Raw genomic sequence first — 21,409 nt, forward strand, 5'->3', positions numbered from 1 at the left:
CACGAAGAGTGATCCGGGGCGCGCTTATGCACTAATTAAGTGCGCCCGCGGAACTTTATGCACCCTGCCAGCGCATAAACAGATCTTCCGGCAGGTCGATATCAAACTGATCGATAACGCGATTAACGGTCTGGTCGATGATCTGCCCGATGGTATCAGGACGGTGATAGAACGCCGGGACGGGCGGCATGATGATAGCCCCCAGTTCGGCCGCCGTGGTCATCATGCGCAGATGACCGACATGCAGCGGGGTCTCGCGCACGCACAACACCAGTTTACGCTGCTCTTTTAACACCACGTCCGCTGCCCGGGTCAGCAGGGAGTCACTGTAGCTGTGAACGATGCCCGACAGGGTTTTCATCGAGCAGGGTAAGATCGCCATGCCCAGCGTTTTAAACGACCCGGAGGAGATATTCGCGGCAATATCGCGCACATCGTGCACCACATCGGCCAGCGCCTGTACGTCGCGAACCGAGTAGTCGCTCTCCAGTCCCAGCGTCTGTCGCGCCGCCTGACTCATGACCAGATGCGTTTCCACCTCTTCCACCTGCTGCAACACCTGCAGCATGCGCACGCCGTAGATCACCCCGCTTGCGCCAGAGATGCCAATGATGAGTCGTTTCATAGTCCAACCTTGTCTCCGCTAATGCACCATCATAACGCGGCCGGACGATTTCTGAAAACAAACAGGGCGGGATTGCTCCCGCCCTGTTCTGTGCTGTCCGCCTGTCGGGGATATCAGCCTTCGTTGTGCAGCTCGAGGTTCTCGACTTCGTTCTGGCGCTGAAGCGCTTTCGCGTCATCATTACGCAGCGACTCAAGATACTCCAGATACTGCTGATCGACATCTTTGGTCACGTAGACGCCGTTGAAAACCGAACATTCAAACTGGGTAATATCCGGATTCTCTTCACGCACCGCTTCGATCAGATCGTTGAGATCCTGGAAAATCAGCGCATCCGCTTTGATCAGCTGACGGATCTCTTCCACTTCGCGGCCATGGGCAATCAGCTCCGTGGCGCTCGGCATATCGATGCCGTAGACGTTCGGGAAGCGAATTTCCGGGGCCGCTGACGCCAGGTAAACCCGTTTTGCGCCCGCTTCACGCGCCATCTCAATAATCTGCTCGGAAGTGGTGCCACGCACGATGGAGTCATCCACCAGCAGCACGTTTTTATCACGGAATTCCGCGCGGTTCGCGTTGAGCTTACGACGTACTGCGCTGCGACGTAACTGCTGACCCGGCATGATAAAGGTGCGGCCGACGTAGCGGTTCTTCACGAAGCCCTGTCGATAGGGCTTATCGAGAATACGCGCAATTTCCAGCGCGATATCGGTTGAGGTTTCCGGGATTGGAATCACCACGTCGATATCGAGATCTTCCCACTCGCGGGCAATTTTTTCACCCAGCTTGGTGCCCATACGGACACGGGCGCTGTAGACCGAAATCTTGTCTAGGAACGAGTCGGGACGTGCAAAATAGACATACTCGAACAGGCACGGATTGCTTTTCGGGTTTTCAGCACACTGACGGGTCGACAGCTGGCCCTCTTCAGTGACATAAACCGCTTCACCCGGCGCCACGTCACGGATGAACTCAAAGCCCAGCGTATCAAGCGCCACGCTCTCTGAGGCAACCATATATTCGGTACGGCCGTCAGCGATGACGCGCTTGCCGAGGACCAGCGGACGAATGCCGTTAGGATCGCGGAAGGCGACCATGCCGTGTCCGATGATCATCGCCACGACGGCGTAAGCGCCGCGCACCTGCTGATGCAGGGCTGCAACCGCAGAAAAAATGTTGTCGGCTTCCAGCGGATCGTTCTGGAAGCGATCCAGTTCCTGCGCAAAGATGTTCAGCAGGATTTCAGAATCTGACGTGGTGTTAACGTGACGGCGACCCTTTTCGAACAGGTGCTTACGCAGTTCATGGGCGTTAGTCAGATTACCGTTGTGCGCCAGAGTGATGCCATAGGGCGAGTTGACGTAGAAAGGCTGCGCTTCAGAGGCACTGGAGCTTCCCGCCGTAGGATAACGCGCGTGACCAATGCCCATGTTGCCCTGCAGACGCTGCATGTGACGTGCTTCGAAAACGTCGCTGACCAGGCCGTTTGCCTTTCGCAGGCGAAAACATTTCAGCGCATCGATAGTACAAATGCCTGCGGCATCCTGCCCGCGGTGCTGGAGCACCGTTAACGCGTCATAGATCGACTGGTTGACCGGCATGAAACCGGTGATTCCGACAATACCGCACATGTTGTCATTTCCTCATTAAGCCGCACTCCCGGTCACATCACCGGGGTAAAAAACTCGACGTGCTTTTCAGGTAATCAAAAAACCACCTGATGATATAACTGAACTCGGGAATGAGTTGAGACTGTTGCCAGTCCGGACTTTTGGAAAAGCCAGTGAATGTATCAAGGAAGAACAGCAAAGCGGCCACAATCAGCACACCACGCAACGCCCCGAAACAGACTCCCAACACCCGGTCGGTTCCCGACAGGCCGGTTTTTTCCACCAGCGTGCCGATAACGTAGTTCACTATGGCCCCGACTATCAGGGTTGCCACAAACAGCACACCGATGGCGATACCGTTACGAACCAGTTCGTCGTCAAAACCTGTAAACCAGACTGCAAGGTAGGCGTAGTAATGACTGGCGACAAAAAACGCGCATCCCCAGGTAACAAGAGATAAGGCTTCCCGGACAAACCCACGAATCAGGCTGACCAGAGCCGAAAAACCAACTACCGCAATAATGACGTAATCAATCCAGATCATGAACTCTTCCAGCGCCAGTGCAATTGCACCCCTGCATCCAGTTCGGGGCGCATTCTAACAGAAAAAGAAAACGTTTGCGTAGCGGTTTTCCTTTTCTGCATCCATAAAAAAGGCGATAAAAAAATTCGCTATCGCCCGGGTGATTCTCAGCCGTTCATGCCGTTGAAAATCGTCACTTTTTCCGTCACGCTGCGCTATAAATGAACGCGCCAGCCGGTAAAAGACGCTGCCTGTTACTGCTATCGGCAGCGCCAATCACCCGATTAGCGGGCGCTGTAGGGTTTCACTACACCGCCCAGTCCGGAGATGTTTTTCAGCTCGCCCACTGCGCTCTGCATTTTAGCTTTAGAGGCGTCCGGCCCGACATAAATACGGGTAATCTGCCCCTGCACCGGCGTTGACGGCACGGTAAAGGCGCGATAACCCGAGAGCCGAAGCTGTGCCACGATCTCGTTCACTTTGCTGGCGTTTTTCAGCGCTCCCAGCTGCACCACATACGCCTGTCCTGCCGGCGCGGTGGTTTCTGCCGCTTTCGGTGCCGTCTCTTCCTTCGGCTGCTCAACCGCTTTAGGCTGTTCAGCTGGCTTCGGCTTCGGCTGCTCTGTCACTTTCGGCTTCGGCTGTTCCACAGGCTTCGGCTTAGGCTGCTCGGTTACTCTGGCTTTCTGCTGCTCGGTGACCTTCGGCTTCGTGACCGTCTGCGCAGGCGCAGACTGATGAACCGGCGGCGGCGAGACCACAGCCGGATCGCTCTCCTCTTCCGGCTGGGTGCGACCCTGTTCCGCCGTCACGTTGGTTTTACCGCTGCCGTTACTGCTGCTCACCGCATTGCCCGCCCCTTCCGGCGGCTGCGACGGCAGCGACTGCGTGACCGGCGGCACCATTTCGCTGTCCTGCTGGTCGTCCGGTTTTGGCACCAGCGGAATCGCCGCGAACTCCTCTTTATAATGCTTTTTCTGACCATCCAGCAGCCCTGGCAGGACAATCACGCCAACGGCGACCAGAATAATCGTGCCGACTAAACGGTTCTGAAACTTACTTGCCACGTCCTTTCTCCGTTTCAATCGATTCCATGACCTGCGCCACGGTGTGGAATGACCCACAAACCAGCACAACGTCCTGCGGCGCGGCCTGCTGACGCGCCTGCTGCCAGGCGAGTTCAACCGAGCTGAACGCCTCGCCCTGCGGCAGGCTGCTCAGCAGCTGCTGCGCCGTGGCACCGCGCGGGCCATCGAGTGGCGCGCAGTACCAGGCATCCACCACCGGAGCCAGCGCCGCCAGCGTTCCGGCGATATCTTTATCATGCAGCATACCCACAACCGCGTGCACTTTGCCGCGTGCCGGCAGGGCGGCCAGTCGTGAAGCCAGATAGCCCGCCGCATGCGGGTTGTGCGCCACGTCCAGAATCACACGCGGGGATTCACTGATGGTCTGAAAACGTCCTGGCAGCATCGCCAGCGGCAGGCTGGCGCGAATCTGCGCCTCGCTGACCGCCAGCCCGGACATGCGCAGGGCCACCAGTGCCGTCGCCGCGTTGGGCAGCGGCACCTGCGGCAGGGGCAAATCGTTCAGTTCACCGGCCGCATCCCGCAGCGACCAGCTTTCCGCCTGCGCATGAAAGGACCATTCACGGTCGCGCTGCATCAGCTTAGCGCCCTTTTCCTGCGCCACCACGGCAATACTCTGCGGCATTTCCGGCTCACCCACCACCGCCGGTTTGCCTGCCCGGAACACACCCGCTTTTTCCCGCCCGATGCTTTCGCGATCCGGGCCAAGCCAGTCGGTATGATCCAGAGCAATGCTGGTGACGATGGCGACATCAGCATCAACGATATTGGTGGCATCCAGTCGTCCGCCGAGGCCCACCTCAAGGATCACCACATCCAGCTTCGCCTGGCGAAACAGATTGAGCGCGGAGAGCGTGCCAAATTCAAAATAGGTCAGTGAAATGTCTGCCCGTCCCGCTTCAATCTCGGCAAAGCTGGCGCAGTGCTGCGCTTCGCTCAGCTCCTCTCCCTGAACCCGGACGCGCTCGGTGTAGCGCACCAGATGGGGTGAGCTGTAGACGCCAACCCGGTAGCCTGCGGCCATCAGCAGGGTTTCCAGCGTGCGGCAGGTGGTGCCTTTGCCGTTGGTACCGGCGACGGTAAAAACAAAGGGGGCGGGTTTCAGCAGGTCGAGACGTTGTGCCACCTGGCGAATGCGATCCAGACCCAGTTCGATCGCCTGGGTATGCAGGTGCTCAAGATAATAAAGCCACGTGGCCAAAGGCGACGTGGCTTGAGGAAGGTGAAGATTGTCCATATGTCCCGTTTTGCTTATTGATACCCGGCAGACTGCTGCTGCGGTATACGGTGCATTGGTAAGAGGCGCGGTGGACGCGCCTCTCTATCTCCTGTCAGGCCTCGTTGCTTTCCGATTCAGTCGGCGCAGGGGCGGACTGTTCACCGTCATGCAGCGGTGCCGGCAGGTTCATCATTTTTGCCAGCAGGCTTGCCAGTTTGTAGCGCATTTCCGGACGGCGGATGATCATGTCGATCGCGCCCTTTTCAATCAGAAACTCACTGCGCTGGAAGCCTGGCGGCAGTTTTTCACGCACGGTCTGTTCGATAACGCGTGGGCCGGCAAAGCCGATCAGCGCTTTCGGTTCCGCCACGTTGAGGTCACCCAGCATGGCAAAACTGGCGGAAACGCCGCCCATGGTCGGGTCAGTCAGCACGGAAATGTAAGGCAGACCGCGCTCCTGCATTTTCGCCAGCGCCGCACTGGTCTTCGCCATCTGCATCAGCGACATCAGCGCTTCCTGCATACGCGCACCGCCACTGGCGGAGAAGCAGATCAGCGGACAGTTATCTTCTAACGCCTGCTCAACCGCACGGACAAAACGCGCGCCGACCACAGAGCCCATTGAACCGCCCATAAAGGCAAATTCAAAGGCGGCCGTAACAACCGGCATGCCGTGTAGCTGACCTTTCATCACGATCAATGCATCTTTTTCGCCGGTGTCTTTCTGGGCGGCGACCAGACGATCTTTGTACTTCTTGGAGTCGCGGAACTTGAGCAGATCTTTCGGCTCGAGTTCACTGCCAAGCTCAACCATGGTGCCCTGGTCGAGGAAACTGCCGAGACGCTCACGGGCGTGCATACGCATGTGATGGTCACACTTCGGGCAGACCTCGAGATTACGCTCCAGCTCGGCGCGGTAGAGAACCTGGCCACAGCTGTCACACTTGGTCCAGACCCCTTCCGGGATACTGGCTTTGCGCGCAGGCGTCGTGGTGCTTTTATTAAGAATTCGTTCAATCCAGCTCATTGATGACCTTTCTGTTTAAAACTGACCTGGTCCAGTCGTCTTGATACTGCTGAAAACCGCTTCAGCAGACGGTAAATGTCGCTCATTAAACCACAACCTGTTCAGACTGTGGATAAAAATCTGGTCTTACCCCTGAGCAAAGTCTCAGGGCAGCTTCTGCTGTTTAGCCTGACGGCGATGACGCCAGACTTCGATGACGCCCGGCAGGACGGAGACCAGGATAATGCCCACAATCAACAGCTTCAGGTTTTCCTGCACCACCGGCAGATCGCCAAACAGGTAGCCCGCATAGGAGAAGAGCAGGACCCATAACAGCGCACCGGTGACGTTGAACAGCGCGAAGTGGCGATAGGACATATGGCCCATACCGGCAACAAACGGCGCAAACGTGCGGACAATCGGCACAAAGCGCGCCAGGATGATGGTTTTTCCGCCGTGACGGGCATAAAACGCATGGGTTTTATCCAGATAGCTGCGGCGGAAAATCTTCGAGTCCGGGTTACTGAACAACCGTTCGCCAAACAGCCGGCCAATGGTGTAGTTCACCGCATCGCCCAGAATCGCGGCGGTCACTAACAGCGCCACCATCAGATGCACATTCAGATCGTTCCCCGGCAGGGCTGCCAGCGCGCCTGCGACAAACAGCAGGGAGTCGCCCGGCAGGAAGGGCGTCACCACCAGTCCGGTTTCGCAGAACAAAATCAGGAACAAAATCGCGTAAATCCAGACGCCGTACTGAGCAACCAGCTCGGCAAGGTGCACATCAATGTGCAGAATAAAATCAACCAGAAAATGGAGGAACTCCATAGCGTGCCCTTTAATGTCCTGAAAGTGAATTAATCCGCGAGGAACAGGGGTCCCATCGGCGGCTGTGGTAACGCAAAGTGGGATGGATAATCCACCGCCACCAGATACAACCCTTCTGCCCGGGCTGTAGCGGCCGCTAACGTCCGATCTTTCGCCGCCAGCAGCGTTGCCATCCATGACTCCGGCTTGTTGCCGCAGCCTATCTCCATCAGGCTGCCCACGATATTGCGCACCATGTGATGCACAAAGGCGTTGGCTTTGATATCCACAATCACGTAAGGGCCCTGACGCGTCACGTTGAGGTGAATCACGTTGCGCCACGGCGTACGCGACTGGCACTGCACCGCGCGGAATGAGGTGAAATCATTCTCGCCCAGCAGGCATTGCCCGGCGCGCTGCATCTTTTCCGCATCCAGAGGATGGTAAAAGTGCGTCACGCCCTGCGCCAGCACCGCCGGACGCAGACGCTGATTGTAGATCAGGTAGCGATAGCGGCGGGCGGTGGCGCTGAAGCGGGCATGGAAATCTTCCGGCACCGCTTTCACCCAGCGAACGGCTATGTCCGGTGGCAGATTGGCGTTGACGCCCAGCGTCCAGGCGCCGTCAGGCCGCTGCGCCGTGGTGTCGAAATGGACCACCTGCCCGGTGCCGTGCACGCCGGCATCTGTCCGGCCGGCACAAAAGATGCTGACCGGATGATCGGCGACTTTCGACAGCGCACGCTCAACCTTCTCCTGCACGCTGCGGACTTCATTCTGGCGCTGCCAGCCGTAGTAACGGCTGCCGTCATACTCAATGCCGAGCGCCAGTTTTTGCATCTGACCTTCGGACATGGTTACAGGTACTCCTGAACCAGTTTCTCTGCGGTTTTCACCGCCATAAGCGCGCCGCCGAAACGGATGTTGTCCGCCACGGACCAGAACTGCAGCAGCTCCGGGATGCCGTAGTCGTTGCGCACAGCGCCGATGCTGAGTTCGCCGTTGCCTGATGCATCCGTAACCGGCGTCGGCACCTCATCTTCTTCGCTGAGACGAATGTCAGACGCCAGCGCCAGTTCGGCACGTGCTTCCTCCGCCGAGAGCGGACGCAGGTTTTCAATGTGCACGATCTGCGCATTTCCGTAGAAGACCGGCGCCTGAACGCTGCTGACCGCAATTGGCAGGCCTTCGTCCTGCAGCACTTTACGCACCTGCTCAACCATCCGGCGCTCACTCTCAACGCTGCCTTCCGCATCCGCCTGTTGCGGCATCAGGTTAAACGCCAACTGACGACCAAAATGGTGATCGTCGGCCGGGATGCCATTCAGCAGGCGGGCACTTTCACCGGCCAGCGCATCGACCGCCACTTTGCCGTAGCTGGAGACCGAGATCAGATTGGTCACCTGCAGGCGGCTCAGTCCGGCCGCATCGACCAGCGGTTTAATCGCGGTCAGCAGCTGGCTGACCAGATTATCCGCCACGCTGATGATATTGCGATTACGGTAATCCGCCAGCACGTGCGGGTTCACATCCGGTACCACCAGCGGCACATCCGGCTCCAGCGCAAACAGCTCGCTGCTGTCGATGACCAGACACCCGGCGTTGGCCGCTTCCTCCGCAAAACGGGCTGAGGCGTCACGTCCCGCGACGAAAAAGGCCAGCTGCGCCTGCGACCAGTCGAACGTCTCTGCATTTTCGACCCGCAACGTGCGGCCCTCGAAACGTTTGTTTTCGCCCGCGCTATTTTCGCTGGCCAGCAAATACAATTCACCAACCGGGAACTGGCGTTCCGCCAGCAGTTCCAGTACAGCGTTCCCTACTGCGCCTGTCGCGCCCAGTAGCGCAATATTCCAGCCGTCAGACATGTTGGTTTACTCCAGACAATGACATAAAAACAGAAGGCGGTGATATTCACCGCCCAGGGATTCAGATTTATCCCCCTCCTTAACCCGGCACGCGGCAGCGCCGCCTGCGTTCACTGCGGCATCGCGCGCCGGTTACGCCGGAGAGTGGATTGCGTTAAAGCCCAGCTGATTCAGCATCTCAGCCGTGGTGGCGTCATTACACTTTACCTGCAGCGATGACCACTCACGGCGCTCCAGATATTGCTTACGCAGGCGATCAAATTCGCCGGGCTGCGCCGCCACTTTTCGCAGGGGGGCATCATCGCGGCGCACATCATACACCAGATGCGCCAGGCGTTTCAGCGTTGGCTGATCCAGCGGACCATTCAGGGTGATTTCACTGAATTCCGGCTCCGGCAGCAGGGTGCTGAGCGGCACCTGCTGCGGCTGACCGATAAAGTCACACCAGGCTTCGAACACCTGGGTCGTGCCGCGAGCCTTGCCTTCCAGCGTGTAGCCTGCAATGTGTGGCGTGGCGATGTCGACCCTGTCCAGCAGCGCCAGAGAGAGGTCCGGCTCCGGCTCCCAGACATCCAGCACCACGCTAAGGTCGTGCCGCATTTTCAGCACCTCCAGCAGCGCGACGTTGTCGACCACCGGGCCGCGACAGGCGTTAATCAGAATGGTGTTGGGCTTCAGCGCCATCAGCAGCGCGGCATCGGCCAGGTGCCAGCTCTTATAAGGCCCCTCTTTGAACAGCGGCGTGTGGAAAGTCAGGATATCGGCCTGCGCAATCACCGCCTCCAGCGACAGGAAATCCCCTTCGTCACCGCGATCGGCACGCGGCGGATCGCACAGCAGGGTTTTGATGCCCCAGGCTTCCAGGCGCTTCTGCAGCCGTCCACCGACGTTGCCGACACCCACGATGCCGACCGTACGATCGCGCAGCTGGAAACCATCACGTTCCGCCAGCAGCAGCAGCGCGGAGAAAACGTACTCCACTACCGCAATGGCGTTGCAGCCGGGCGCCGCAGAGAACGCAATGCCGGCCTGCTGCAGCCAGGCCTCGTCGATATGATCGGTGCCCGCCGTGGCGGTGCCGACAAATTTCACCGGCTTGCCCGCCAGCAGCGCCTCATTCACCTGCGTCACTGAGCGCACCATCAGCCCGCTGGCATCGGCCAGTTCATCCACCGGCAGCGGACGTCCCGGTACCGCGACCACGTCGCCGGTCCGGCTGAACAACTCACGGGCATAAGGCATATTTTCATCGACCAGAATTTTCACCACGGCTTTCCTGTCTGTTGCATGAGAGGCAATTATTCTGGCACAAAGCACCGCGTTAGCCTAACCGGGCGCGGTAGCGCTCCGGCGTAGTGCCCGCCTGCTGCTGAAACATCACAATCAGCGCCGAGGCGGAACTGTATCCCAGCTCATGGGCGATACTCTGCACGCTTTCGCCCTGCTCCAGCAGCACGATGGCGCGCAGAAAGCGCAGCCGCTGCCGCCATTCGCCAAACGTCATGTGAAGCTGCTGCTGGCAGCGCCGCGCCAGCGTCCGTTCGGTGGTAAAGACCCGCGCCGCCCAGCCTGCCAGGGTGGTGTTATCCCCCGGGCAGGCTTCAAGCGCATGGAGCACCGGCGCAAGAAATTTATCCTGAGAGGTGGGCAGATAACTCTCCTGCACCTCCGCCAGCAGCAGGCGATCGCGCAGTACCTCACACAGCCGCCACTGCGCTTCGGTTTCGGGCTGTTCAAGCTGTTGATCGGCAAAGGTATCCAGGATGGCGTGTGCAATGGCGTCGATTCGCATCAGGCAGGCCTGCTGCGGCAGACCAGCGCAAAGCGGGGCCGCCAGATTAAAGGTGCGGAACTGCGCCTGACGATGGTTATAACTGCTGTGCTGCTGTCCCGGCGGGATCCAGACCGGCATGTCAGCCGGAGTCAGCAGGCGTTCACCCTCTACCTGCATCTCCAGCACGTAACTCTTTACCAGAATCAGCTGGCCCCAGGCATGGGCATGCGGCAGATATTCCGTGCGGGCATTGGCCTGTTCATAGCGCATAAAGTAGCTCAGCTGCGAGACGTCGGCGGGCGGCTGGTAGGTCACTTTCAGGGTCATTCTGTCCGCTCTGTTAAAATTTTTGTCCGATATTAACTATCTGGATAAAACCGGACAAGCGTACACTGCGTCGCATTATGATTCAGGAGAGTCCGTATGTTTTTTCTCTATCCGCTCGGTGCGGTGATGATCTGGTCGATCAACGCGATCGTCAGCAAACTGTCGGCCAGCGCGATCGATCCGGCAGCCATCTCATTCTATCGCTGGCTGCTGGCGCTGCTGGTGCTGACGCCGTTTGTGCTGCCCGGTGTGTGGCGCGCCCGTCAGGCGATTAAGCCTCATCTCTGGCGGCTGGCGATACTCGGTCTGCTTGGCATGGTGCTCTATCAGAGCCTCGCCTATTACGCGGCGCACAGTGTCAGCGCCCTCTTTATGGGGATCATCGGCGCGCTGATCCCACTGCTTACCGTCCTGCTGAGCGTGGTGATCCTGCGTATTGCGCCAACATCCGGCATCCTGTTCGGCAGCATCCTCTCCTTTGGCGGTCTGGTGTGGCTGGTCAGTGAGGGCAACGTGATGCAGCTGCTGCATCACGGACTGGGTAAAGGGGAGCTGATGATGCTGGCGGCTTCCACCGCCTATGCCCTTTATGGCGTGCTGACTAAGCGCTGGGCGCTGCCGCTGCCCATCTGGCACAGCCTCTATGTGCAGATTCTGGCTGGTGTCCTGATGTTGCTGCCCGGCTTTCTGCTGGCACCTGATGTCTCGCTTGACCGGCATAACCTGCCGCTGGTGATGTTTTCTGGCCTGTTCGCCTCCCTTATCGCGCCATTTTTGTGGATCCACGGGGTACAGCGCCTCGGCGCGAGCACCACCAGCATCTTTATGAATCTGACGCCGCTGTTTACGGCACTTATCGCCGTGCTGTTTCTTCATGAGCAGCTGCACAGCTACCACTGGATCGGCGGGGGGCTGACGCTGGGCGGGGTGATCCTGGCGCAGCGACTGCGCACGCCCTTAACCCGGTGTAAATCGGTTAACCTGCGTGAGTTTTAAATAAGATGGTCACCCGCAGTCCGCCCAGGAGCGGACTGCGATCCAGGTGCATGGTTGCCCCATGCCAGGCACAGATATCCTGCACCAGTGCGAGACCGATACCGGCTCCCGGCTGGATACCGACATTGTCCAGCCGCTGAAATGGCTGTAACGCCTTCTGCTGCTCCGCCCCCTCAATGCCCGGCCCGCTATCCTCAATTTCAAGGCCCCCCACAATCACCCGCGCGGTGACAATGCCGTGACAGGGGGTATATTTAATCGCATTGTCCAGCAGGTTGGCGCACAGTTCGCCAATCAGCACGCCATCGCCCCTGACCAGACAGCTCTCTTCCCCTTCGAAGCCCAGATCGATCTGCCGGGTACGAGCCGCCATATAGCGGCTGAAACAGGCATCGCGCACGATAGCCGCTAAATCAACCCGCGCCATCGGTTTATCCTCGCCATGACGCGCTTTGATACGGGCTAACTGTAACAGTCGATCGGTCAGAATAATGGTCTCATCCAGTGTATGACGCATCCCGAGCAGACTCTCCTGCCAGGCTTCAGGACGCTCACTGCTGAGCGCGACGCTGACCTGCGTTTTGAGGATGGTCAGCGGTGTGCGCAGCTGATGTGCCGCGTCAGCACTGAAACGATCCTGGCGCGCCAGCAGTCCCCGCAGTCGGGCAAGATAGCGGTTAAAGGCGATGATAAGCGGTTGCAGTTCTGACCACGGCAAGGAGGGAAGAGGCGTTAATTCGCCACCGTCGCGCTGCAACACGATGCGCGACAGCCGCCGTAGCGGGCGCAAAACCCGACGCAGCATCAGGCTGGCCAGCAGCAGTGTCATCAGAACCAGTCCGCTCTGGCTGATCAGCGCAGTTTGCATTAACTGGCGGGCAAACTCCTGACGTGAGTTGATGGTTTCCGCCACCAGCACCAGCGCCATGCCATCCACTCCCGCTTCGCTCACCGGCTGCCATAATGCCGCAACGCGAATCCGATGCTGGTGATAGCGTCCATCATAAAAATGCACCAGTGCGGGATAAGCGTTCGACATTTTGCTGGTGATGGGTATGGGCGGCAGATCGTTATAGCCCGATAACGTTTTTCCCTGCGGTGAAATCACCTGATAAAAGAGCTGATCGTTCATGTTACGTTCGAAGCTGTCGAGCACAACCCACGGCACATCAACCTCCAGATGCTGTTCCCGCACCACCAGCCGCTCTGCCACCGTTCGTGCTGACGCCAGCAGCGAACGGTCATAAGCCTGATTAGCGGCCGACAGCCCGCTCTGATAGTGGGTATAGACTGAGAGCGCCCAGAGCAGTAAAAGTGGCAGGCCAAACCATGCCAGCAGCTCACCCCGCAACGAATGAATCAGCCGCATGAGAGCGTTTCCAGGCTGTAACCCAGCCCGCGCAGGGTCACGATCGCCACGTTGCTGCCTGCCAGCTTTTTACGCACCCGATGTACATAGAGCTCGATACTCTCCGGGCTGGCTTCATCTGACAGGGTAAAGGTCTGCTCGTACAGTGACTGACGCGAAACCGGCCTGCCCTGCCGCTGCATGAGTGTCGTCAGGATGCTTGCTTCCCGCGGCGTCAGCGCCAGGGGTCTGTCTGCCAGCAGAAAATAGCCTTCGCCATCCAGCACCAGCTGACCCAGTGACTGGTTTTGCGATGTGTGACTCTGACTGCGTCGCAGCAGCGCCCGTAACCGCGCTTCGAGTTCATCCATTTCAAAGGGTTTCGTCAGGTAGTCATCTGCCCCCAGGTTCAGACCCCGAACACGATCGTCCAGCGCACTGCGTGCAGTCAGTAGCAATACCGGCACACTTTGTCCGCGTCGCCGCAACCGTGCCAGCACCTCCAGTCCATCCATGCGTGGCAGTGAAATATCGAGCACGACCAGTGCATAGGCTTCACATTGCAAAGCATGGTCGGCCGCCGTTCCATCGGCGACCCGGTCGACGGCGAACCCTTTTTGTGTGAGGGCTTTTTCCAGCCAGCGTGCCAGCTCTTCCGTATCTTCAACCAGTAAGAGACGCATATCACATCCTGCTATTAAATCCGCGCACTGAAAGGTAAATGAAAGGTAACTGTTTTAACAATTCGGTAACGCTGATGTTTCAGCGGCAATCACACTCTGGAAGAATGAATGGAGCATAAGATGAAAAAAATCATCCATACCGCCCTTGCCACTACCCTGCTGTCGCTGATGGCAACACCCACCTTTGCCGCCGGGGAGCCCGGTCGCACCGAATGTATCGCGCCAGCTAAACCGGGTGGCGGGTTCGATCTCACCTGCAAGCTATTGCAGGTCTCTCTTCAGGAAACCGGACAAATTAAGACGCCGATGTGTGTCACCTACATGCCCGGCGGTGTCGGCGCGGTGGCCTACAACGCGATTATTGCCCAGCGGCCGGCTGAAGCGGGCACCGTTGTCGCCTTCTCTGGCGGCTCACTGCTGAACCTTTCACAGGGTAAGTTTGGTCGTTATACCGTGGACGACGTTAAGTGGCTGGCGGCGGTGGGTACCGATTACGGCATGGTGGCCGTTCGTGAGGATGCACCGTGGAAAACGTTAGGTGAGCTGATGACGGCGATGAAAGCCGATCCGACCAAAGTGGTGGTCGGTGCCGGTGCGTCAATAGGCAGTCAGGACTGGATGAAAACGGCGTTGCTGGCGCGCGAAGCGGGAATCGATCCACGCAAAATACGTTATGTCGCCTTTGAAGGCGGCGGTGAGCCGGTAACCGCCCTGCTCGGAAACCATATTCAGGTGGTCTCAGGTGATATGAGTGAGATGGTGCCGCATCTGCAGGGCGGCAAAATGCGGGTGCTGGCCGTGATGTCCGATCAGCGTCTGCCGGGTCAGCTGGCCGGGGTACCCACGGCAAAAGAGCAGGGTTTCAATATCGTCTGGCCGATTATTCGTGGCTTTTACCTCGGTCCAAAAGTCAGTGATGCGGATTATCAGTGGTGGGAACAGGCCTTTAAAAAAATGGCTGAGACGCCGGAGTTTAAAAAGCAGCGTGATCTGCGCGGACTGTTCGAATTTAACCTGACAGGCCAGGCACTCGACAGCTACGTGAAGAAGCAGGTGGCGGATTACCGTGAGCAGGCCAAATCCTTTGGTCTGGCCAAATAACGGGAGCAGATGATGAGCGATCGCATTTTTGCCAGCCTGTGGCTGGCGCTCTGCCTTGGCGGCATGGTGATGGCCTGGCAGATTCAGAGTGAATACAGCTACGAACCCGTGGGGCCGCGTCCATTCCCGATGGCGATCCTAGGCCTGATGGCCATCTGCGCCCTGCTGATGCTCTTTCGGAAACCGGACACCATTCAGTGGCCCGCAGCTGGCACGCTGAAACGGCTGGTAGCGCTGGCGCTGATGATGATGCTCTATGGCTGGCTGTTTGAGACGCTGGGCTTTGCCATCTGCACGACGCTGCTGACCTTTGGCATCGGCCTGCTGTTTGGGGCGCGCTGGTGGGCCGCCGCGCTGGCCGGGCTGGTGATGGGCACCTCGCTGTTTTACGCCTTTGACCGTCTGCTGGAAGTCACCCTTCCGGTCGGCAACTGGCTGAGTTAAGGAGAGCATCATGGATACCTGGTCCTTTTTAATGCAGGGCTTTGCCGTCGCCATGACGCCAGAGAATCTGCTGATCGCCCTGATCGGCTGCTTTATCGGCACCATTGTTGGCCTGCTGCCTGGCCTGGGGCCAATCAATGGCGTAGCCATTCTGATGCCGCTGGCTTTTGCGCTGCACCTGCCGGCCGAGTCGGCGCTGATTCTGCTGGCCACGGTTTATATCGGCTGTGAGTATGGCGGGCGCATCTCCTCCATTCTGCTCAACGTTCCGGGCGATGCCGGCGCAATCATGACCGCGCTGGATGGGTATCCGATGGCGCAGCAGGGCAAAGCGGGCGTCGCGCTCTCCATTTCGGCGGTCAGCTCGTTTGTTGGCTCTACGATTGCCATCGTCGGCATTATTCTCTTCGCCCCGCTGCTGGCCAGCTGGTCACTGGCGTTTGGACCGGCAGAGTACTTTGCCCTGATGGTGTTTGCCATCGCCTGCCTGGGCAGCATGATGAGCCACAATCCGCTGAAATCTTTTCTTTCGGCGCTCATTGGCCTGGGCATGGCCACGGTCGGGGTGGATGCCAATACCGGCGTCTATCGCTTCACGTTTGACAGCGTTCATCTCTCTGACGGCATTCAGTTTGTGGTTGTCGTCATTGGTCTGTTCTCGGTCAGTGAAATTTTGCTGATGCTCGAGTCGACCAGTAGCGGCCAGAAAGCGGTGCGGGCAAGCGGCCGCATGATGTTCAACATGAAAGAGGCGGCGATGGCCACAGGCGCCACGCTACGCTCCTCTTTTCTGGGGTTCTTTGTCGGCGTTCTGCCTGGCGCCGGAGCGACCATTGCCAGCGCTATCGCCTACATGACGGAGAAAAAAATCAGCGGCAGTGAACAGTTCGGGAAAGGGGATATTCGCGGTGTGGCCGCACCGGAAGCGGCAAATAATGCCTCAGCCTGTGGTTCCTTTATCCCGATGCTGACGCTGGGTATCCCCGGCTCCGGCACCACAGCGGTGATGGTCGGCGCTTTAACGCTCTATAACATCACGCCAGGTCCGGCGATGTTTGTTGAGCAGCCAGATATCGTCTGGGGTCTGATCGCGGCACTGCTGATTGGCAACGTTATGCTGCTGGTGATGAACATTCCGATGATCAATGTTTTCGCCCGGATGCTGAGCATTCCGCTCTGGTTCCTGGTGCCGGCCATTGCCGCCATCTCCGCGGTGGGCGTCTATGCCGTGCACAGCACCACCTTCGATTTGCTCCTGATGGTCGGCCTGGGAATCTTTGGTTATATTCTGCGCAAGATGGACTTTCCGATGTCGCCGCTGATTCTGGGCTTTGTGCTGGGTGAGATGCTGGAGCAGAACCTGCGTCGTGCCCTCTCAATCAGTAACGGTAACCTGGTTATTCTGTGGGAAAGTCCTATCTGCAAAGTGCTGCTGGTGCTGGCGATTTCGGTGCTGGTTCTGCCACCGATCTGGAAACGCTGGCGTCGCTATCGCCTCAGACTGGCTGAAGAGTAAATCTCACGCTGAACTGTGCGTCCCCCGTGGGATTTCGCGGGGGCTTTTGCTATCATGGCCTATTCTTTTTCCGGCGCACCCGACGCTGTTCTGTTTTCCCAAGGAATCCGCCATGCAACCTCTCAGCGGCCCCGGTGTGCCGGTCGGCGATCGTTCATCTCTTAATCCGCAAACCGGCGTAACACGTCACGGTTCTGTGGCGGGTGAACAGCCCCTCTCCCCGGCTCAGCGCACGACATTAGAACGCCTGATCGTGCGTATCTTATCGCTCAGCAATCTGAAGGCACCTGAACTCTGGGCGGGCGTCCGGCATGAGGTGGGCGTGAAGAGTGAGGCGGAGCTGCAGTCGCGTCACTTTCCGGCTGCGGAGCAGTATCTCAATGGTCGTCTGACTCAGGCGCAGAATGGCCATGCCACGCGTCAGTTGATGACTCAGCTCACAGAACTGCTGCCGAAGGGCAATAACCGTCAGGCGGTGAGTGACTTTATCCGCCAGCAGTTTGGTCAGACCGTTCTGAGCTCGCTGAGCCAGGACCAGCTGCGTCAGGTTCTGACGATGCTGCAGAACGGGCAGATGGCGATCCCGCAGCCGCAGCAGAGCCGCGTCAGCGATCGGACCCTGCTCCCGGCGGAGCATCAGACGCTCAATCAGCAGGTGGTCCGACTGGCCGCCGCCACCGGAGAACCGACTGGCAAACTCTGGACGGCGGCGCTGAAACTGGTCGGACTGACCAGCGGCGATCCCATCCCCTCGCGCCATTTCCCGCTGCTCACCCAGTATCTGCAGGTACGTCAGACGCTGAGTCAGCACAGCGCACCGACCTTACAGCTGCTGGAAGCCTCGCTGAAACAGCCGCTGGATCAGCACGAGCGGCATAGCCTGGAGGAGTACAGCCAGCAGCGTTTTCAGGCCACACCGCAGACGGTGCTAACCGTGACGCAGACGCAGGATCTGCTGAACTTCCTGTTCAGCCGTCGCGCCGATCGTGCCGAGAAAGTTCACGAACAGCCGCTGGCCGCCAGTGAGATCAAACCGCAGCCAATCTGGTCGCCCTTTGTCGCCTCGCTGCCGTCACCGCTGCAGCCCCTGGCGCAGCGTCCCCTGCTGGGTCTGTTTGTTGCGCTGGTGGTGATCACCCTTCTGCTCTGGCTGGTGCTCTAGGTCAGCAGCCACAGGATGCATCGGGTGCGGTAACGGGCCATTCGCCCGGTGCCGCCCCCCAGGTCAGCGGATGACCTTCCCGTTTCCAGAAATCCAGCCCGCCAGTCAGCTCCTTCACCTGAAATCCCAGTTCCGCCAGCTTCAGAGCCGCTTTCGTCGAGCCGTTACAGCCGATGCCGTCGCAATAGGTGACATAAACGCGGTCGCGGTCGAGCGGCTCGCAGCTGGAAGCATTGATCTCACGGTGGGGAAAATTAATCGCGCCGCTGATATGGCCGGCGCGATAAGCCGCTGGTGCGCGCGCATCGATCACCTGAATGCCAGGCAGATTCCGGGCCAGATCCTCCGCCAGATCCCAGGCGTCTGTATAATAAGCGAGTTTTGCCTGCAGATAGTCGAGGCTTTGCTGCGGCGTGGCGGCGGGAAAATGTAATACAGATGACATCGCGATTCTCCTGTTGAAGTGAGCGTGCAGTTTACGGCAGAGTGGACTGCCTGCTGATACCCATTTTGCGCCAGGAATAAGACCCATATGAGTTCTCCACTGTTGCAGCTTTTCCAGCATCAGGCCAGCGGCGGCGTGCGTGAGCGCCTCTGCACCACCCTGCGGCTGGCCATTAACCGGCATCATCTGCACGCCGGTCAGCAGCTGCCCTCCAGTCGCCAGCTGGCGCAGGATCTCCGGATTTCACGCGTCACGGTGGAAGCCGCCTATGGTCAGCTTGAGAGCGAAGGCTATCTGCGACGCGAGATCGGTCGCGGAACGTTTGTGGCCATCACGATTCCCGCAGGCACCGCTTCAGCGGCACGCGTTCAGCCCGCCCGTTTCTCAGCGCGGGGTCAGCAGGTGCTGGCAACCGGAGGCTGTCAGGATCCCCCGTTTCCTCACGCCTTTGCCGCCGGTTCCCCGGAGTTACGCGCTTTTCCCCATGACAGCTGGCGACGCCTGAGCAGCAGCGTGCAGCGTTCGCTGGGCAGCGCCGCCATGGGATATGGCGATCCCTGCGGCTACCTGCCGCTGCGCAGTGCGATTGCTGATTATCTGGCGCTCTCGCGGGGTATGCAGTGCCAGCCGGAGCAGGTGATTATCCTGACCAGTTCGCAACAGGCGCTGCAGTTGCTGGCGATGATGTTCGTCGATCCTGGAGATGATGTGTGGATAGAGGAGCCAGGCTATCCCGGCGCACGAAACGCGCTGCTCGCCGCAGGCGCAAAGGTGCACGGGATAACCGTCGATGCCGAAGGCGCAGTGCCGGGTCACGGCAGTGCAAAGCTGATGTATCTGACGCCTTCACACCACTATCCGACCGGGGTAACGCTGAGCCTGCCCCGCCGTCTCGCCTGGCTCGCCTGGGCGCAGCGCAACCAAAGCTGGCTGATTGAAGATGACTACGACAGCGAGTTTCATTATGACGAGCGCCCGATTCCTGCGCTGCAGGGACTGGACCGTCATCAGCGGGTCATTACGCTCGGCACCTTTTCGAAATCGCTGTTCCCTTCACTGCGTCTGGCGTGGATGGTGGTGCCTCCTGCGCTGATTGCCCCTCTGGGCCAGGCGCGCAGCGTGCTGGATGGACACAGCGCCCTGCTGCCCCAGGCGATTACCGCGGCCTTTCTGCAGCAGGGACATTTTGCCACTCATCTGCGGCTGATGCGTCAGCTCTATCACAGCCGTCGCGATCGATTGCTGGAGCAGATTGCGCAGCGACTCTCACCGTGGATCACGCCCATCGTCAGTGGCGGCGGACTCCAGCTGACGGTGACAGTAGAACAGGATGAAGCGCGCTTAACCGCGCTCGCGGCACAACAGGGGTTGCTGTTGCCTCGTCTCAGCCCGCTCTATGCCGGCTCCGCGTCTCAGCAGGGCTGGATACTCGGCTTCGCCGCGCTGACGCCTGATGAGATTGTGGCAGGGTGCGATAAACTGCTGAGGCTGCTGCAGCGGGAGGGATAAATCTGGCCGGCGCCGGTTTACCGCAAGCCAGAAAACAAAAGGGCCGGCAAAGCCGGCCCTTCAGCGTGCTGACGTAAAAGATTACGCCTGATATTTACGCATGGTCAGCGTGGCGTTGGTGCCACCGAAACCAAAGCTGTTAGACATCACGGTCGTCAGCTCTTTTTCCATCGGCTCAGTCACGATGTTCATGCCGGTGGCAGCTGCATCCAGTGAGTTGATGTTGATGCTTGGCGCGATAAAGCCATGCTCCAGCATCAGCAGCGAGTAAATCGCTTCCTGCACGCCAGCCGCACCCAGTGAGTGACCGGTCATCGCTTTTGTTGCTGAAATGTAAGGGGTTTTCTCGCCAAACACTTCACGAATCGCACCCAGCTCTTTCACGTCGCCCACTGGCGTAGAGGTACCGTGGCTGTTCAGATAGTCGATTGGCGTGTCGACGCCGTTCATTGCCATCTTCATGCAGCGCACCGCACCTTCACCTGAAGGCGCAACCATGTCTGCACCGTCAGAGGTCGCACCATAGCCGACGATTTCGGCATAGATGTGTGCACCGCGAGCCAGCGCATGCTCCAGCTCTTCAACCACCACCATGCCACCGCCACCGGCGATAACAAAACCGTCGCGCTCGTTGTCATAGGTGCGTGACGCTTTTTCTGGTGTGTCGTTGTAACGGGTAGAGAGCGCGCCCATGGCGTCGAACTCACAGGCCATTTCCCAGCAGAGCTCTTCGCCGCCGCCGGCAAAAACGATATCCTGTTTGCCCAGCTGAATCTGCTCAACGGCGTTACCGATACAGTGCGCAGAGGTAGCACAGGCGGAGCTGATCGAGTAGTTTACGCCATGAATTTTGAATGGCGTGGCGAGACAGGCAGAGACGCCAGAAGCCATCGCCTTAGTGACCACGTAAGGGCCAACCGCTTTCAGGCCGCGTGGGCTGCGCATTGCATCAGCACCAAAGACCTGGAAGCGCGGGGAACCACCGCCTGAACCTGCAATCAGACCTACACGCGGGTTGCTCTGATACATTTCATCAGTCAGGCCGGAATCTTTAATCGCTTCTTCCATGGAGAGATAAGCATAGATGGACGCATCACTCATAAAGCGCACAACTTTGCGATCGATGAGGCCGGTGGTATCTAATTTGACGTTACCCCAGACGTGACTACGCATGCCGGAATCTTTCATCTCTTCAGAAAAGGTGATGCCAGAGCGTCCTTCACGCAGAGATGACAGCACTTCCTGCTGGTTATTACCAATACTGGAAACGATCCCTAAGCCAGTAATCACAGCACGTTTCATTCAATCTTCCTCATCCACTTCTTCGTAATTGGCATGCACTCTAGCGTACACTTGTACGCC

21 protein-coding genes are annotated in these 21,409 nt (G+C 58.7%); 6 read left to right on the forward strand and 15 right to left on the reverse strand.

Annotation, left to right across the window (positions count from 1 at the left end):
• Positions 1–55: 55 nt before the first annotated feature.
• The 11 genes from AC1V0D_RS09370 to AC1V0D_RS09420 all read right to left on the reverse strand — a co-directional run bounded on the left by AC1V0D_RS09370 (position 56) and on the right by AC1V0D_RS09420 (position 10,843).
• Complete coding sequence (locus AC1V0D_RS09370) at positions 56–625, reverse strand: UbiX family flavin prenyltransferase (protein ID WP_009088982.1); 570 nt, start codon at positions 623–625, stop codon at positions 56–58.
• 113 nt (positions 626–738) lie between these two features.
• Positions 739–2,256, reverse strand: a complete 1,518-nt coding sequence (gene purF, locus AC1V0D_RS09375) for an amidophosphoribosyltransferase (RefSeq protein WP_009088981.1) — start codon at positions 2,254–2,256, stop codon at positions 739–741.
• 37 nt (positions 2,257–2,293) lie between these two features.
• Complete coding sequence (cvpA, locus tag AC1V0D_RS09380; RefSeq protein ID WP_009088980.1) at positions 2,294–2,779, reverse strand: colicin V production protein; 486 nt, start codon at positions 2,777–2,779, stop codon at positions 2,294–2,296.
• A 263-nt stretch (positions 2,780–3,042) separates the two neighbouring features.
• Positions 3,043–3,825 (reverse strand): cell division protein DedD, encoded by a 783-nt coding sequence (gene dedD, locus AC1V0D_RS09385; protein ID WP_307743390.1) that lies wholly within the window; start codon positions 3,823–3,825, stop codon positions 3,043–3,045.
• A complete protein-coding gene (gene folC, locus AC1V0D_RS09390) occupies positions 3,815–5,083 on the reverse strand; it encodes a bifunctional tetrahydrofolate synthase/dihydrofolate synthase (protein WP_482907306.1) in 1,269 nt (422 codons plus the stop codon). Before folC ends, dedD begins: the two co-directional genes overlap by 11 nt.
• Before the next feature lie 94 nt (positions 5,084–5,177).
• The gene (accD, locus tag AC1V0D_RS09395) at positions 5,178–6,092 is read right to left on the reverse strand and encodes an acetyl-CoA carboxylase, carboxyltransferase subunit beta (protein ID WP_046102281.1); all 915 of its coding nucleotides are present in this window, start codon (positions 6,090–6,092) and stop codon (positions 5,178–5,180) included.
• A gap of 144 nt (positions 6,093–6,236) precedes the next feature.
• Positions 6,237–6,899: a DedA family protein gene (locus AC1V0D_RS09400; protein ID WP_009088975.1), complete on the reverse strand. Its 663-nt coding sequence runs from the start codon at positions 6,897–6,899 to the stop codon at positions 6,237–6,239.
• Positions 6,900–6,928: 29 nt separating this feature from the next.
• Positions 6,929–7,732, reverse strand: a complete 804-nt coding sequence (gene truA / locus AC1V0D_RS09405; protein ID WP_009088974.1) for a tRNA pseudouridine(38-40) synthase TruA — start codon at positions 7,730–7,732, stop codon at positions 6,929–6,931.
• A gap of 2 nt (positions 7,733–7,734) precedes the next feature.
• Positions 7,735–8,742: an aspartate-semialdehyde dehydrogenase gene (locus AC1V0D_RS09410; RefSeq protein ID WP_482907307.1), complete on the reverse strand. Its 1,008-nt coding sequence runs from the start codon at positions 8,740–8,742 to the stop codon at positions 7,735–7,737.
• 132 nt (positions 8,743–8,874) lie between these two features.
• Positions 8,875–10,008, reverse strand: coding sequence for a 4-phosphoerythronate dehydrogenase PdxB (gene pdxB / locus AC1V0D_RS09415; protein ID WP_482907308.1), 1,134 nt, complete (start codon positions 10,006–10,008; stop codon positions 8,875–8,877).
• 55 nt (positions 10,009–10,063) lie between these two features.
• On the reverse strand, positions 10,064–10,843 hold the full coding sequence (locus AC1V0D_RS09420) for a helix-turn-helix domain-containing protein (protein ID WP_482907309.1): 780 nt from the start codon (positions 10,841–10,843) through the stop codon (positions 10,064–10,066).
• 96 nt (positions 10,844–10,939) lie between these two features.
• Between AC1V0D_RS09420 and AC1V0D_RS09425 the strand changes: the two genes are divergently transcribed.
• A complete protein-coding gene (locus tag AC1V0D_RS09425; RefSeq protein WP_482907310.1) occupies positions 10,940–11,839 on the forward strand; it encodes a DMT family transporter in 900 nt (299 codons plus the stop codon).
• On the opposite strand, the gene AC1V0D_RS09430 is transcribed toward AC1V0D_RS09425, so the two are convergent.
• Positions 11,820–13,208 carry a sensor histidine kinase gene (locus AC1V0D_RS09430; protein WP_482907311.1) on the reverse strand — a complete coding sequence of 463 codons (1,389 nt, stop codon included), beginning with the start codon at positions 13,206–13,208 and terminating at the stop codon, positions 11,820–11,822. The two genes, AC1V0D_RS09425 and AC1V0D_RS09430, sit on opposite strands and share 20 nt — an antisense overlap.
• Complete coding sequence (gene tctD / locus AC1V0D_RS09435; RefSeq protein ID WP_482907312.1) at positions 13,199–13,870, reverse strand: transcriptional regulator TctD; 672 nt, start codon at positions 13,868–13,870, stop codon at positions 13,199–13,201. Before tctD ends, AC1V0D_RS09430 begins: the two co-directional genes overlap by 10 nt.
• Positions 13,871–13,990: 120 nt before the next feature.
• Between tctD and AC1V0D_RS09440 the strand changes: the two genes are divergently transcribed.
• The 4 genes from AC1V0D_RS09440 (at position 13,991) to flk (ending at position 18,093) form a co-directional block, all read left to right on the forward strand.
• Complete coding sequence (locus AC1V0D_RS09440) at positions 13,991–14,971, forward strand: Bug family tripartite tricarboxylate transporter substrate binding protein (RefSeq protein WP_482907313.1); 981 nt, start codon at positions 13,991–13,993, stop codon at positions 14,969–14,971.
• Positions 14,972–14,983: 12 nt separating this feature from the next.
• Entirely contained in the window at positions 14,984–15,415 is a 432-nt protein-coding gene (locus tag AC1V0D_RS09445; protein ID WP_482907314.1) for a tripartite tricarboxylate transporter TctB family protein, read from the forward strand.
• Between the two features lie 10 nt (positions 15,416–15,425).
• Positions 15,426–16,931 (forward strand): tripartite tricarboxylate transporter permease, encoded by a 1,506-nt coding sequence (locus tag AC1V0D_RS09450; protein WP_009088963.1) that lies wholly within the window; start codon positions 15,426–15,428, stop codon positions 16,929–16,931.
• Positions 16,932–17,043: 112 nt separating this feature from the next.
• Positions 17,044–18,093, forward strand: a complete 1,050-nt coding sequence (gene flk, locus AC1V0D_RS09455) for a flagella biosynthesis regulator Flk (protein ID WP_009088962.1) — start codon at positions 17,044–17,046, stop codon at positions 18,091–18,093.
• Position 18,094: 1 nt separating this feature from the next.
• Here flk and AC1V0D_RS09460 read toward each other — a convergent pair whose 3' ends face one another.
• Positions 18,095–18,538, reverse strand: coding sequence for a rhodanese-like domain-containing protein (locus AC1V0D_RS09460; protein WP_009088961.1), 444 nt, complete (start codon positions 18,536–18,538; stop codon positions 18,095–18,097).
• An 87-nt stretch (positions 18,539–18,625) separates the two neighbouring features.
• Between AC1V0D_RS09460 and pdxR the strand changes: the two genes are divergently transcribed.
• Positions 18,626–20,047 carry a MocR-like pyridoxine biosynthesis transcription factor PdxR gene (gene pdxR / locus AC1V0D_RS09465; RefSeq protein ID WP_482907315.1) on the forward strand — a complete coding sequence of 474 codons (1,422 nt, stop codon included), beginning with the start codon at positions 18,626–18,628 and terminating at the stop codon, positions 20,045–20,047.
• Between the two features lie 81 nt (positions 20,048–20,128).
• Here the strand turns inward: pdxR and fabB are convergent, their stop codons facing one another.
• On the reverse strand, positions 20,129–21,349 hold the full coding sequence (gene fabB, locus AC1V0D_RS09470) for a beta-ketoacyl-ACP synthase I (protein ID WP_009088958.1): 1,221 nt from the start codon (positions 21,347–21,349) through the stop codon (positions 20,129–20,131).
• Positions 21,350–21,409 lie beyond the last annotated feature (60 nt).

It is taken from the genome of Pantoea sp. PA1, from assembly GCF_056856975.1.